The sequence below is a fragment of the Jeotgalicoccus sp. S0W5 genome, assembly GCF_011634875.1.
GTDB classification, from domain to species: domain Bacteria; phylum Bacillota; class Bacilli; order Staphylococcales; family Salinicoccaceae; genus Jeotgalicoccus; species Jeotgalicoccus marinus.
Genome location: NZ_SIRQ01000005.1, coordinates 1 through 15,238, shown reverse-complemented (window position 1 = coordinate 15,238; position 15,238 = coordinate 1). Strand labels below are relative to the sequence as shown.

13 protein-coding genes and 2 tRNA genes are annotated in these 15,238 nt (G+C 35.0%); 12 read left to right on the top strand and 3 right to left on the bottom strand.

Features of this window, described 5'->3' with window-relative positions:
* Window positions 1-4: 4 nt before the first annotated feature.
* A complete protein-coding gene (locus EYB29_RS07885) occupies window positions 5-2,128 on the top strand; it encodes an RNA degradosome polyphosphate kinase (protein ID WP_026866570.1) in 2,124 nt (707 codons plus the stop codon).
* Window positions 2,129-2,206: 78 nt separating this feature from the next.
* On the opposite strand, the gene EYB29_RS07880 is transcribed toward EYB29_RS07885, so the two are convergent.
* From EYB29_RS07880 to EYB29_RS07870, 3 genes are read right to left on the bottom strand one after another with little or no spacing between them, the layout of a single operon-like run.
* Complete coding sequence (locus tag EYB29_RS07880) at window positions 2,207-3,025, bottom strand: RluA family pseudouridine synthase (protein WP_026866571.1); 819 nt, start codon at window positions 3,023-3,025, stop codon at window positions 2,207-2,209.
* 1 nt (window position 3,026) lies between these two features.
* The gene (locus tag EYB29_RS07875) at window positions 3,027-3,530 is read right to left on the bottom strand and encodes a thioredoxin family protein (RefSeq protein ID WP_026866572.1); all 504 of its coding nucleotides are present in this window, start codon (window positions 3,528-3,530) and stop codon (window positions 3,027-3,029) included.
* A 16-nt stretch (window positions 3,531-3,546) separates the two neighbouring features.
* On the bottom strand, window positions 3,547-3,954 hold the full coding sequence (locus tag EYB29_RS07870; protein WP_026866573.1) for a disulfide oxidoreductase: 408 nt from the start codon (window positions 3,952-3,954) through the stop codon (window positions 3,547-3,549).
* Window positions 3,955-4,067: 113 nt separating this feature from the next.
* On the opposite strand from EYB29_RS07870, the gene EYB29_RS07865 reads away from it, so the two are divergent.
* From EYB29_RS07865 to EYB29_RS07815, 11 genes are all read left to right on the top strand, one after another.
* On the top strand, window positions 4,068-5,177 hold the full coding sequence (locus tag EYB29_RS07865; RefSeq protein WP_026866574.1) for a GAF domain-containing sensor histidine kinase: 1,110 nt from the start codon (window positions 4,068-4,070) through the stop codon (window positions 5,175-5,177).
* A 1-nt stretch (window position 5,178) separates the two neighbouring features.
* Entirely contained in the window at window positions 5,179-5,811 is a 633-nt protein-coding gene (locus EYB29_RS07860; protein WP_026866575.1) for a response regulator, read from the top strand.
* Window positions 5,812-5,972: 161 nt separating this feature from the next.
* The gene (locus EYB29_RS07855; RefSeq protein ID WP_026866576.1) at window positions 5,973-7,295 is read left to right on the top strand and encodes a dicarboxylate/amino acid:cation symporter; all 1,323 of its coding nucleotides are present in this window, start codon (window positions 5,973-5,975) and stop codon (window positions 7,293-7,295) included.
* Window positions 7,296-7,524: 229 nt separating this feature from the next.
* Window positions 7,525-7,971 (top strand): helix-turn-helix transcriptional regulator, encoded by a 447-nt coding sequence (locus EYB29_RS07850; protein ID WP_026866577.1) that lies wholly within the window; start codon window positions 7,525-7,527, stop codon window positions 7,969-7,971.
* Between the two features lie 123 nt (window positions 7,972-8,094).
* Window positions 8,095-9,225: a DUF445 domain-containing protein gene (locus tag EYB29_RS07845; protein WP_166627049.1), complete on the top strand. Its 1,131-nt coding sequence runs from the start codon at window positions 8,095-8,097 to the stop codon at window positions 9,223-9,225.
* Between the two features lie 54 nt (window positions 9,226-9,279).
* Window positions 9,280-9,630 carry a YlbF/YmcA family competence regulator gene (locus EYB29_RS07840; RefSeq protein WP_166627048.1) on the top strand — a complete coding sequence of 117 codons (351 nt, stop codon included), beginning with the start codon at window positions 9,280-9,282 and terminating at the stop codon, window positions 9,628-9,630.
* A gap of 87 nt (window positions 9,631-9,717) precedes the next feature.
* On the top strand, window positions 9,718-10,902 hold the full coding sequence (locus EYB29_RS07835; RefSeq protein ID WP_026866580.1) for a metallophosphoesterase family protein: 1,185 nt from the start codon (window positions 9,718-9,720) through the stop codon (window positions 10,900-10,902).
* A gap of 7 nt (window positions 10,903-10,909) precedes the next feature.
* On the top strand, window positions 10,910-13,837 hold the full coding sequence (locus tag EYB29_RS07830) for an ATP-binding protein (RefSeq protein WP_166627047.1): 2,928 nt from the start codon (window positions 10,910-10,912) through the stop codon (window positions 13,835-13,837).
* A gap of 11 nt (window positions 13,838-13,848) precedes the next feature.
* Window positions 13,849-14,787, top strand: coding sequence for a 3'-5' exoribonuclease YhaM (yhaM, locus tag EYB29_RS07825; protein ID WP_026866582.1), 939 nt, complete (start codon window positions 13,849-13,851; stop codon window positions 14,785-14,787).
* A 217-nt stretch (window positions 14,788-15,004) separates the two neighbouring features.
* Window positions 15,005-15,081 (top strand) — tRNA-Ile (locus tag EYB29_RS07820).
* Window positions 15,082-15,095: 14 nt separating this feature from the next.
* Window positions 15,096-15,171: transfer RNA gene (locus EYB29_RS07815), tRNA-Ala, on the top strand.
* The last annotated feature ends 67 nt before the right edge of the window (window positions 15,172-15,238 follow it).

Genomic DNA, 15,238 nt, shown 5'->3' with positions numbered 1-15,238 from the left:
ACAAATGACTTATAAATTAAACGATAAATCATATTATAATAACAGAGAGCTCAGCTGGTTGAGATTTAATTATAGAGTATTAGCAGAAGCAAGTGATTTACGTAATCCTCTTCTCGAAAGACTTAAATTTGTCGCAATTACAAGTTCCAACCTCGATGAATTTTTTATGGTTAGAGTGGCTGGGCTTAAAGACCAAGTGAAAATGAATTATGCAGAACCTGATACGAAAACTGGGATGACACCTGAAGAACAGCTTCAAGGTATCGGTGAATTAAACCGTGAAAATTGCCGAATTCAATATGAAACTTATCACAGTTTAATTGGTGAATTAGAGAAATTGAATGTTTTTATAAAGCGGCCGTCTGAGCTTTCAAAAGCACTTCAAACACAGTTGGAGCAGTTGTTTGATGATCAGATATTACCGTCTTTAACACCACTAGGTATCGATGCATATCGACCTTTTCCAAAACTAATGAACAAAAAAATAAACTTATTTGTCGATCTTTCTAATGAAGTCGGTAAACAGACAGCAATTGTTCAGTTGCCCACTGTCATAAGACGTTATTTTGAGTTGCATGAAGATAATAAGACGTATTTTGTCTTGGCTGAAGATATCATTAATGAATATGTTCATAAACTATTTAATGGTTATAAAATTGAAAGAACTTTCCCGTTCCGAATTACTAGAAATGCTGACTTGACCATTCATGAAGAGGGTGCCGCTGACCTATTAATTGAAATTGAGCGTTTCTTAAAAGAACGAACAAAAGGTGCGGCAGTACGTCTAGAGATTGATCGTAGTAGAGATGAAACAATCAACGGTTCCTTCTTAGAAGAACAGTTATCATTACATCCTGAGGATGTGTATCGATTTGATGGACCATTAGATTTAACATTCCTATTTGAACTTGTTAGTGACCTGAAGAATCGTTTTCCAAATCTGGTATTTAAACCATTCTTCCCACAGCCAGCTAAGTTTTTAGGGAATAGAAATGTGTATGAAACAACATTGAAAGAGGATATTTTCTTCCACCACCCATATGAATCCTTCAAGCCAATTGTTGAATTCGTTCAAGAAGCGGCCAATGATAAGGATGTGCTTGCTATTAAACAGACGCTATACCGTGTTTCAAGTGATTCACCGATTATCGAATCATTAAAGCTCGCTGCGGAGAACGGTAAGCAAGTGACCGTATTAGTTGAATTAAAGGCAAGATTTGATGAGGAAAATAATGTCCACTGGGCGAAAGAATTGGAAGATGCGGGTTGTCATGTTATTTACGGCATGAACTACTTAAAAACGCATAGTAAGATTACTTTAGTCGTTAAAAAAGTGAATAAGAAAATTGTTAAGTTTGTACACTTAGGTACGGGTAACTATAACGATTCGACAGCAAAATTGTACACGGATATGGGGATTATTACGACTGACCCAGATATTGGCGATGATGCTGTAAACTTCTTTAACTACTTAAGTGGATACTCATTAAAACCAGAGTATAAAAAATTACATGTTGCACCATTTGAAATAAGAGATTTATTCTCAGAGCGAATTGACCGAGAAATTGAAAGTCACAAAACTCATGGTAATGGTTATATATATGCCAAAATGAACTCTTTAACAGATAAGAAAATTATTGATAAGTTGCTAGAAGCTTCTCAAGAAGGCGTTAAAATTGATCTTGTTATTCGTGGCATATGTTGCTTGAAACCTGGCATAGAAGGTGTCAGTGATAACATTACTGTAATCAGTATTGTGGGACGCTTCCTTGAACACTCAAGAATTTATTACTTCTATAATAATGGTGAGAGAAACATGTATCTCTCATCTGCAGATATTATGACAAGGAACATGATTAAACGTGTAGAAATACTGTTCCCGATTAATGATCCAAGAATAGTGGATGAACTACTTGAAATCAACGAACTTTATTTACGAGATAATACAAAGGCTCGTAGACAACTTTCAGATGGTACTTATGAGTATGTGAAGAATGATTTACCGCCATTAAGTGTCCAAGAAGAGTTGATGAAGCGTGCCATTGAAAATGGTGAAGAGAAGAAAACGGAAATGTTAGATGAGAGTAGTAATATACTACAACGTATCAAGAGTCGTTTTAGAAAATAGGATATATATTGAATGAATAATTAATAGTTAATATACTACTTTAAGAGAAAGACGACTGACACATGCCAGTCGTCTTTCTTAGTCTTTAACCATTGTTACATTAACTTTTTCTCCACTTAAGGGATTGGTAAATAAAACCTGGTAACCGTAGAGATGCATATATGGTGAAGTTGGTCCACCGTATAGTTTGTCACCGATAATCGGAGCGTTTAATTGTTTAAGATGTGCTCGAATTTGATGGGTTCTGCCTGTTTCTAATTCGACAGTTAATTCTTCATAGTGCTTTAACTTTTTCACTTCTATGATGTGAGTGATTGCGGTTTTACCTTCACGAGTCACATGGTAAAGATTGGTATGTGGTTTACGTCCGAGCGGTGCATTAACTGTTTGTTTATTGATTTTACTACCGAGTTTCACATGTGCTTTATAAATGCGTTCGATTTCATTTTTCGCTAACATATAGTCCAATATTTTCTTCATGTATGCATTTTTTGCAAATAGTACGATACCACTTGTATCAACATCAAGTCGATGAACTGGTTCAACATAGGGACTAATTGTTGATGAAATAACGTCATTCACTAATGTATTATGTTCACCTGGATCATTGGGATGTACTTTTTGACCAGCGGATTTTTGAGCAACAAGAAGGTTGTCATCTTCAAAGACAATCTTTGCTTGCTGACCACTTTCTTTGTAATTACTCTTGTGATTAAAGTCTGGTAAATCCACTCGATCTCCAGTGACAACAGTATCTGTCAGTTTTCGAACTTCATTGTTTACTTTTATATCTTTAGACATGCGTAGCCAGTGCAATTCTTTTTTAGGCACATGACACTCAATCAGGACAGATTCAATGGATTTACCATTGAACTTTTCTTGAAGTATAAATTTCATATTATTCGCCTGCTGCAGCAGTCATGAACTCTTCAAAACCTTCAGTGGATCCTGGGTTACCTTCTAAACGCTCAACTTCTTCTCCATCTTCAAAGTAAATTAAAGTTGGTGTCGCGTTGATACCATATGTTTCCCAAGCTTGGTCGTATTCCAATACGTTAAGTTGTGTAACTTCATTGTCAATATTATCAAGTGCATCAGTTAACATCGGAGTTGCTTCTTGACAGTGTACACATGTTGGACTCCAGAAATAAACGAATTCACCTTCACCAGAATTAACAATTTCTTCTACTTCAGCTGGTGTTTTGTTTGATTGGTAATCCTCGTTATCAAGAGTGTCAATTGTTGGACCGCTCAATTCGTCTGGTTCTTTATCAGTGTATGGGTAGTACCCACTCTCACTTAATGATTCTGGATCACTCGACTGATTACTTACTACAATGAAAATGGCTATAAACACTACTACAATCAGGGCAATAATCCCGTAAAATACTTTGTTTCCCATTTAATAATTCTCCTCTTTAATCTTTTTTAATAAAGAATGATAAAATAAAAATAATGATAAATGCTGTCAGTGCAAGTAGGGGAATGGTAATAAATCCACCCCAATTTATATATTGTACTGTACAAGAAACACCCATACAAGCGTTGGCGCTCTCACCAAGTGCAGGGATTTTTTGTAGGCCATAATGGTATGTAGAGACTAATATACCAATTCCACTCATCACTCTGGCGTAGAGTCTCACATTATTATCTTCCTTGATTACGCCAATTAATGACAAGATTACAATTGGATACATAAGTATACGTTGATACCAACACATTTCACATGGTTCATACAGACGAATCTCACTAAAGTACAGTGATCCGAGTGTGGCGAACAATGAAACGATGAAAATTAGTTGAGTGAACAACCTGTTGTTTTTCATTGTTAGTCAATCCCTTCGTTATTTTTTTGTAACCTACTGTTATATTATAAGTGATAATACTAATCTCAAGTGTAACAAATTTCTTACAATATCTTATCTGTGTGGTGAACATTATGAAAAGTAAACTTCAATTATTAAAAGATATCGCAGAGTTTCTAAATGCAGAGACACATCGTCAGTCCATGATAGATGGTGCTTTGAAACTACTCATTAATCATTCTATATTTGAAACTGGATGGATCTTCTTTATTAATGAACGCGGTGTACATGAACTTAGCGCACATTATCAATTACCACCTTCGTTAGAATACGATGATAATCGTTATTTATGTCAGGACAAGTGCTGGTGTGTCAATAAATTTAATAAGAACGAACTATCTAAGGCAACCAATATAGTCGCATGTTCTAGATTAGAAAGAGCCGCTCGTGAAAGACCGTATGAGAATAGTGATTTTACCCATCACGCTACAGTACCATTAATGTCTGGTGATGAAACCTTCGGTCTTTTAAACGTTGCGACACCATCGACCAAAGAGTTTCAAAAAGATGAACTCGATCTATTAGAATCAGTTGCATTCCAATTAGGGTCTTCCTTAAAACGTTTGGACTTAACCGTGAGAGAAAGAGAGAACATGATTATTCAAGAGCGTCAACGACTCGCTAGAGAACTGCATGACTCAGTTAACCAAATGTTATTTTCTATTGGTATTACGTCTCATGCAGCTCAAGCTATAAAAGACACAAAACAATCTGCCATGGCTTTTACTCGAATAGAGGATACTGCTAAATACGCCATGGAAGAGATGAAAGCATTGATTTGGCAACTTAAACCGATTGGCTTAGAAAATGGTATTGTTGAGGCAATTAAAAATTACGGGAAGATTTTGCAGCTTGAAGTCCATGTATCTGTAAGTGGTTTTTACAATGTTCCAGATAAAATGGAGATAGAAATTTACAGAATCATTCAAGAAGGTATGAATAATGTCAGAAAACATGCAAAAACAAGCGCTGTAAAAATTTTAATTTCTAATGATGAATCATGTATAGATATATCCATTCAAGATGACGGACGAGGATTTGATCCTTCAACGACCGATCAATTTAGTCATGGATTGTCTAATATGAAGGAACGGACAATGAATATGCAGGGACAGTTTGATATAAGAACAAGTGAAGGTCAAGGGACCGTTATAAATATTAATATACCGAAAGGAAGTCGCTAGTATGTACAACATTATTTTAACTGACGACCATCAGGTTGTAAGAGAAGGTATGAAGTTTCTCTTATCTACTACTGAGGATTTAAAGGTCATCAACGATTTTGATAGTGGTGAAGATACGCTAAATTTTTTATCGACCACTGAAGAGAAAATTGATCTTGCACTCATCGATTTAGTCATGCCTGAAATGGATGGTATCGAGCTAACCACTCAACTAAAAGAAAAATACAAAAACATAAAAGTGCTCGTCTTATCTAGTTACACGAGTGAAGAATACATTCGCCCAGTGTTTAGGGCTGGGGCAGATGGCTATATTATTAAGGAAATGGATATCGATGAACTTACCAATTCTATTAGAGATGTCATTGAAGGTAAGCGGGTCGTTCATCCGGATATATTGAAGATTATAGATGAAGGTGGCGTTTTACCACATGAAAAAAATGTCTTATCACGTCGTGAGATGGAAGTGCTAAAAGAAATCGTCAACGGTTTGTCTAATAAAGAAATATCAGAGACATTATTTGTGAGTGAAAAGACTGTAAAAACACATGTGAGTCATATTCTGAATAAGTTGGAAGTCTCAGATAGAACACAAGCGGCAATTTATGCAATAAAATTTAATATTATCGAATTTTAGTTGCATAAATTTTAAAAAACTTTACTTTGTGTAAACGCTTAACCATGCATGTTTAAAAGACTTGTAAATATATATTAACAATAATTCTATAGACAAATCATCGTTATAGACAGTATACTTGAATACATATTCAGAGAATATAAATAAAGGGGGATATATACTTGAAGATTGGTAACAAATTAACAATTTATATTGTAATCGCTTTAATAGCAGGTATAGCTGTAGGTTCAATTTTCAATACCATGGTAGACCAAGGTTGGGTCTTATGGATTGATCAGTACATATTCAATGTACTTGGGCAATTATTCTTAAATCTAATATTTATGGTCGTTGTGCCTGTAGTATTCATTTCAATTACATTGGGTGTTGTTAGTGTAGGTGATCCTAAACTACTTGGAGCAATCGGTGTTAAAACGTTAATATTTTATTTAACTACAACTGCAATCGCAATTACGATTGCAATGGGAATTGCTTTAATTTTACAACCAGGGGAAGGTCAATCGAATTTACTTCAGTCTGATGAAGTGACAGAATATCGTGAGACAGAACTTGAAGGTGGAGATACTGAATTAGCGATGGAACAAACGTTTGACCAGACGCTAATCAATATTATTCCAGATAATATCTTTATGGCAATGGCAGAGCAGGATATGTTACAAATCATAGCTTTCGCGATTTTCATAGGTGTTGGTTTAATTGCGGTTAAGGAAAAAGCTAGTGGAATCGTTAAATTATTTGAACAAGCTAACGAAGTCATTATGTGGATTGTCTTAGCAATCATGAAATACTTCGCAGCACTTGGTGCCTTTGGTCTAGTAGCAACAGCATTTACTCATGCTGGTTTTGGTGCGATTCAACAGCTCGGAATGTATTTCTTATGTGTATTACTTGCCTTGTTTATTCACTTTGCAGTTGTCTATGGTTCTGCAGTAACCTTCTTAGCGAAGAAAAGCTTTGTTTGGTTCATTAAAAACTTTACTCCAGCTATGACTGTTGCCTTTAGTACTTCATCATCATCTGCTGTACTACCGGTTTCTTTAGAAACGGCTCAGAATAGATTGAAAGTCAGAAAGAGTATTTCCGCATTCGTTCAGCCTTTAGGTGCAACGATTAATATGGATGGTACAGCCATAATGCAAGGGGTTGCGACAGTATTTATTGCACAATTGTCTGGTGTTGATTTAACAATCATGCAGATGGTAACAGTGGTAATTATCGCAACAATTGCAAGTATCGGTACAGCTGGTGTTCCTGGTGTAGGACTTGTAATGCTTGCCATGGTACTAACTGCTGTTGGACTTGATCCAGCTGCCATTGGTATCATCTTAGGGATTGATAGATTACTTGATATGACACGTACAACAGTGAACATCACAGGAGATGCGACAGTGGCTATGATCATTGACCATCAACAAAATGTTAAAGAAGGTAAGTTCATCAAGGGTAAACATAAATACGTCGACGGTGAAATCGTTGAAAAATAATTAGTTGTGGTGAGGCGTCTTTGGACGCCTCACTTTTTTGTATGTTATCAGATTATAACGATTTTATTTTAATCGATGATAATATCGTTATAATAGTGAATAATTAGTGAATTCTTTCCCAAAGCTCTTTTAATTGTAATAATTATCATTTAAAATATTGAATAGACAAAAAGTGATATAATAGGTGGTTAATATAAGTTAATCGCAGTGAGATGAAGGGACGATCTAAATGGATAAGCAAGAATTCACACAAATTCTACAGTCGAAGTTCAAAATAGTTAGAACGGAGGCTGGTTACACACAAGATGCTATGAGCCATACAATTGGATTATCCAAAAAGACACTAGTACAAATAGAAAAAGAACGCATCGTACCTAACTGGACGACGAGTGTGTCACTCTGTGCACTATTTAGAAATAGTGAAGTATTAACCAATACGTTCGGTGGAGATCCTTTAGAATTAGTACAAGTGTTATCCAGAGGTTCAGCAATTTACCCTAACTACAATAAAGGGAATATTTATTGGGAAACCTTAGAATCAAACAAAGGTTACAAATTGGAATTCAACAAAACGAATTCAATTTATCGTGTAATTAGTGATAAGAACCAACCCCTACATGCTTCATATATCGAGAGAGAAATGAGAACGTATTTTGAGCGTGTAAGTAACAGATAATATACTTTATTATGAAGCCTAAAGACTAGATGATGTGTCCTTAGGCTTCTTTTTTAATGCTTTTCCTTTAAATTGTATCTAAAGTTGTATATAGTTATTAAGGCGAATAAGAGGTGAAATTCAATGAATCCAATTTTACAAATTGCAATAATGATTATAACAGGGGCTTTAATTGGTGGTTTTACAAATACACTCGCAATTAAAATGTTATTTAGACCATATGAGGCAAAATATTTATTCGGTAAGAGACTGCCATTTACGCCGGGTGTCATTCCTTTACGACGTGACGAAGCATCGACGAAACTCGGTGAAATTGTTACTGGTCACTTATTAACACCAGAAGTTTTTAGGGATAAATTACAAAGCCCTGAAACGAATAATTTAATTATGCATTTCATCGATCGTCAGATTGAAACGATTGAACAAGAAAAGCTAACCCCATCATACTTTTTAGAACGTCTGTCTGACGGATTGACTGACAAGTTAATTCACTTTTTTAATGAAGAAATTAAATCGAAAGTCCAAGATGAAGGACAAAAGCTTTACCAAAGAGAAGTGGGAAGTTTGATTCCTGATGATGCGCTAGCGTCCTTAGATCAAAAAGTGGATCACCTTGCTTATGATATCAACAACAAGATCAGTAGCTATTTGTCGAGTGAAAAAGGTTATAATGACATATTTACTATGGTGGATGAATTTATAGAGAATAGGGGACGAATAGCAAAAGGGCTTAAATACTTTATGACTAAAGAGTCTTTAGCACATAGAGTCCAAGATGAGCTACTTAAACTTATCAGTCAGGATAAGATGATTGATATAGAGAAAAAAGTGATTTTAGATGAGTATGAGAAATTTAAAAATAATCGCTTAGATGATGTAGTCTCAATCCAAGATAGGGACAAAATTATCAATAGCATTGTCGAAGTCCTACAAGAAAAAATAGATATTAGGGAGATTTTAAATACACCAATTGTCAACTTTAATCCTGAATTGTTTGAACGCTTTAAGGAAAAGGGTAAATACAAATTGAAAGACGACTTCATTGCCTATTCATCAAAGAATATGACGAAGATCATCAACAAGCTTCAGCTTGCTGACGTGATTAAGAAACAAATTGATAGCTTTGAGTTAAGTAAACTTGAGTCATTAGTAATGGATGTAGCAAATAAGGAATTTAAAATGATTATGCTACTGGGTTATTTACTCGGGGGTATTGTCGGATTGTTCCAAGGCATGTTAGTATTGTTTTTCTAATTGCATAATTTGTGTTAATGTAAAATTATCAAACTAAAAGGAGCTTTTTTTCAAATGACTAATGTATATGATCAGGCGAACGCACTAGAGAGTGCTTTACGTCAATCAGAAGAATTCCAACAAATGCAGGAACTTTATTCTAAAGTAAACGAGAATGAAGAATCTAAAAAACTTTTTGATGAGTTTAGAGAATTACAAATGACTCTACAACAAAAACAAATGCAAGGTGAAGAACTTCTTGAAGAAGACATTCAAAAAGCTCAGAGCTCAGCTCAAGAAATTGAGAACGATGAAAACATTAAAGGTTTAATGGAAGCAGAAAAAAAAATGAGTCAGCTTATCCAAGACTTAAACCGTGTGATTATGAAGCCTATTGAAGAGTTGTACGAAATCAACAATCAATAAATTAATTATAGATGAGAGGCCTTACGGCCTCTCATTTTTGTTATAATGTTGGGGAATAGATTTTTCGCCTAAGAAAGGATGAATCCATTGGTAAAATTTATCCATGCAGCTGATCTGCATTTAGATAGTCCATTTAAATCTCGGACAAAAATGCCCGCTAGTATATTAGAAATACTCATGGAAAGCACATATAAAAGTGTCACGCGTATGGTTGATTTTGCAATTTCGGAACGCGTTGATTTTATACTTATTTCAGGAGATGTTTTCGATCAGGCTAACCGTTCTTTAAAATCTGAAATATTCTTAAAAAATCAATTTAATAGATTGAGAGATAAGGGAATATTTGTCTATATGATTCACGGAAACCATGATCCATTATCTTCAGGTTTTAAAACAAACTGGCCGGAAAATGTTGCGGTTTTCAGGGAGAATGTTGAAACTTATGAAATGATGAGTAATAAGGGTGAACGTATATATTTACATGGATTCTCTTACTTGTTAGATGAATCTTATGAGAATAAGCTAGATGAGTATCCGACGAATACAGATAATAGAGGGATTCATATTGGACTCTTACACGGTACTTATGCGAAGACTGACAACGATGTAAAACGTTATACAGAATTTAATTTAGAAGCATTAAACAATAAACTTTATCACTACTGGGCACTTGGTCACATTCACGTGCGTCAACAGCTATCAGATTTACCACTGATTCACTATGCGGGTAATATCCAAGGTCGTCATAAGAATGAAACAGGCGAAAAAGGATTCATACTCGTTCAAGGTGATGACGTTCGTTTATCAACTGAATTTGTACCTGTACAAGAAGTTGTTTTTAATAATTTTGAACTTAAGGTAGACACGCTAAAAAAAGAGAAGCTCTATCAAAAAATTGTTGAGTTTAAACAAGGCTTAAGAGAAAAAAATAAATATATTATCAATCTCACGCTCAATTATGATGGGGAAGAAGAAATGTCATTAATGGACTTCAATGAACTAATTGAACTGCTCCAAGAAGACGAAGTCAATATTGATCAGTTTGTGTGGATTGATAATATCGAGGTCACTTATAATAATGCTGAGCAAATTGCTTTATTAAATGATATTAAGAAAAGTTATTCAAATAACGAAGAACTCTTTAGAGAAGCAGTAAATACGATGTATATGGATCCTAATATTAATCGATATCTTCCACCAATTGGTGAGATTTCTCAAGATGAACTGCTTAAGATGGGTGAAGATCGCCTGAAAATGTTAATGAGGAAGTAGTGAGCATATGAAAATACTTTCGGTAAATATATATGGATACGGTAAATTAATAAAGCAAGAATACAATACAAACCAGGATTTTCTTCAGGTATTCGGTGAGAATGAAGCCGGTAAGTCTACGATGATGTCCTTTATTCATTCAGTACTCTTTGGTTTCCCAACTAAAAAAGAACAAGAACCCCGTCGTGAGCCACGTATGCATAACTTATATGGTGGAAAACTGACGGTTCAGTTTAACGATGAGGAAGAACCTGTTGAAATCGAACGTCTTAAAGGTAAAGTTCAAGGCGACGTCAAAGTGTATTTTAAGGACGGTACGATGAGAGGCGAGGAGTGGTTAGCTAAAAAGCTAAACTACATCGATAAGAGAACCTATCGCTCAATCTTCTCCTTTGATGTTTTAGGCTTACAAGATATTCATAAGAACATGACTGAAGATAAGCTTCAAGAATATCTTTTAAGAGCAGGTGCACTAGGTTCTCATGAATATGATGAGATGCTTGGCGCTATCGATAAAGAACTCAAAACACTCTATAAGCGTAACGGTATTAATCCTACTATTAATGTAGAACTAGAACACTTAAAGGAACTTAACGAAAAAATACGATCTGTTGAAAAGCAGGAGGACCGCTATAAATATTTAGTCGGAGAACAAGTTAAGACACTTGAGAACTTAAATGCTAAAAAACATGCGCTAAATCAATTGGATATGGTACGTAAACAGAAGATGAAAGAAGTTATGTACCATAAAGATATTAAAGATTGGAAGCAGTTAGAAAGTAAATTAGATATAGAGCCGGTAAACTTCCCTGAACGTGGAATTGAACGCTATGAGTCTCTGAGAAATCATATTAAGCAATCTGCAAGGGATATTGGTTTACGCCAGGAAAAACTTAAAACATTAATTGATGAAATTCAACATGTAGAATTACCAGATAAGTCGGTAATGGAATATTTAGACCGATTACAAAAAGAAGAGCCTGAAATCAGACAACAAAACTTAGAAGTTGTCCGACTTTCCAATTCAATTTCTAATTTAGAAGACAGTATCCTGAATAATCAAAGGGACATTGGCTGGCAGGAAGAACACTTAGATGTGGATGATTCTAATATTGTCAGAGAAACTGTACAATCACTCTTATCTAAATATGACGAAATCATGCTTGAAGAACAGTATTTGATCCGAGAAATTGATCATTTAAATGGCGACATTAAGCAACTGGACGCTGAAATTGAAGCATCTGAGTCAATTCAAATAGATGACCAGAGAATGGCAAAAAAACGTGAGTTATTAGATAAGGAATTTGAACTCGTTGAGAAAAAACGCATGTATCAACTGATAGAAAAAGATTACGAACGTGAAAAGCGGGAAAGAGACCGCGTAAAAAATTGGCAGGCAGCTTTAATAATTGCCATTAGCTTAGTCGCGATTATTATCGGTGTTACTTTTATTATTAATGACAGTTATTTATATGGTGGCTTGAGTTTAGCTATAGGTGCAGCTGCCTTGTTTATACTTGTTATCACAAATAACCGGGAACAAGATACCTTGAAAACAGATTATCAAGATGAGGTAATGAACCTGCAACAAGACATTGAGTCACTTAAACAAAACTACGACATTGCTTTTGATATCGAAGAAGCAAAAGACTTAAGACAAGAACTAAAGTCTTTACGTGCAAAACGTAGTTCTTTTGAAGTGAAACTGGGTGATTTAAATGAGACTTTATCCGTTAATGAAGCAAATCAAGATCACCTAAATACTCAACTTTTAAGTGTTAAAAATGACTTGAAAGTAAACCCTGATATCGAAGCGAAATATATCGTTGATGCGATATTTACAATTAGAGATATAAAACAAAAACGCCGTCAAATCGATAAGGAAAAAAATCAGTTAAATGACATTAACAATGCACTCAATGATTTTGATCAAAGAGTCAGTGAAGAAGTCAGTAATTTAGGCATTCATTATTCTAAAAATGCTGTTTTCCATGAAGCAAATCAACTGGCGAACAAGTTAAGTGCCGATGAATCTAAATATTATCGTTTACGAGAGCAGGCAGACTTACTTGAGAACGAAATTTCGGTCCTAGAAGAACGCAATCGTACGTCTCAAAGAGAGCTCAATGAACTCTTAGATTATGTTGAAGCGGATGATGAAGAAGAGTATTACTACTATGCTAGAAAGCATGAAGAATATACAGCTGATGTAAATCGCTTTAAGGTGCTTAGTGAAAAACTTGACGAAGAGCACTTTGATTATGATCTTAGAAATGACCTATCTAATCGACTCTTGGCTGACCTTAAAAATGATGAAGATGAAATTAATCAGCAGATAGATGTTGTCTCTGAACAAATCCAAAGTGAACAACAAACATTAGTTGAATTAAATAATGAAATTAAAGTCCTTGAAAGTGATGGTAAACTCAGTGAACTAAATCATTTATACGGTATGCAAGAAAGTGTAGTACAAAGCCTTTCTGAGGAGTTTATGTCACTAACGTATATTAAGATTTTAATTGAAACTCATATCAAGGCAATTAAGGATGAACGTCTACCAATCGTTATCGAGGAAGCGAGAGAGACATTTGAGTTTGTAACTAAGGGTCGTTATATCAATGTGATTTACAATGAAGAAGGTATCTTCGTAAAACATAAGAATGGACAGATATTCCATCCATTGGAACTGTCACAGTCAACTAAAGAGATGCTTTATATCAGCTTGAGACTTAGTCTTATTAGAGCCTTGAAGGGCTACTATCAACTGCCAATTATTATTGATGATGCATTCGTACATTTCGATAGTGAGAGAACGAAGACGATATTAGATTACTTCAGAACAAAAACGAATGATCAAGTGCTATACTTCACTTGTAATTTAAATACAAGTATCCCGTCAGCGCAGACGATTCGACTAAAGGAAAAAAATAAATAGGAGGATCAAGAATGAATAATATATCATCGTTAAAAGCTGGCGACTCAGTAGATACATTCTTTTTAATTAAAAGAGCCCAGCAAGGTGTAACGACACAAGGTAAGCCCTACATGACGATTATTCTCCAAGATAGAACAGGTGAAGTGGAAGCTAAACACTGGAATGTAACACCAGATGAGATTGAAGTGTTATTACCAGAAACTTTAATCAAAGTTAAAGGAGATATTATCGATTATAGAGGGAAAAAGCAGATGAAAATTGCAAATTTCCGACTAGCAACACCAGAAGATGGACTTCAACCTAAAGATTTCGTTGAAAAAGCACCTATCGATGGTGATGAACTATACGATAAAATCTTAGATTACTGCTTGAAAATAGAAAATGGTAGTCTACAGAGAATTACACGTCAGTTATTAACGAAGTATAGGAAAGAATTCTCGGTGTTCCCGGCAGCAATGAGTAATCATCACGATTTCGTATCCGGCTTAGCTTACCATGTTTACTACATGCTGAGAGTCGCTGATTCATTGTGTGATATTTACCCGACACTAAACCGAAGCCTATTGTTCTCAGGTATTATTTTACATGATATTGGCAAGGTTAAAGAATTGTCTGGACCAATTGGAACAACTTATACTAATGAAGGTAATTTAATTGGTCATATTGTCATAGCTGTTGAAGAAATAAATAAAATTGCAGAACAGCTTAATATTGAAGGTGAAGAAGTGATGTTATTAAAACATTTAATCCTGAGCCATCATGGTAAACTAGAGTACGGATCACCTAAGATGCCAATGATTAAAGAAGCAGAAATTCTTCATTTCATTGATAATATTGATGCGAGAATTATGATGATGGATAAGCATATCAATAAAGCTGACAAAGGTAGTTTTACAGATAGAATCTTCCCATTAGAATCACGTAACTTTTATAGACCAGAGAGCTTTTAAAATATAATTAACGAATAACAAAAAAGATGTTAGTCAATCTCTCTGATTGACTAACATCTTTTTATTAGTGACTTCAGTCGGTTGAGCACGTAGACGTGCGAAACAAATAAACCACACGAGCGGAATTAAGCGGCAGACATATTGTATTCAGTTTTGAATGTTTTTAAATGAAACATTCATGGAGTTATAATATAATATAAACAATACACTATTTAATGGGCCTATAGCTCAGCTGGTTAGAGCGCACGCCTGATAAGCGTGAGGTCGGTGGTTCGAGTCCACTTAGGCCCACCATTAAATCTTGTTTTGGGGGCTTAGCTCAGCTGGGAGAGCGCCTGCTTTGCACGCAGGAGGTCAGCGGTTCGATCCCGCTAGTCTCCACCATTATTATTAAAGTATGTACATTGAAAACCGAATAGAAGTAAAGTGAAGAGAAAAAAGATTTCATTTC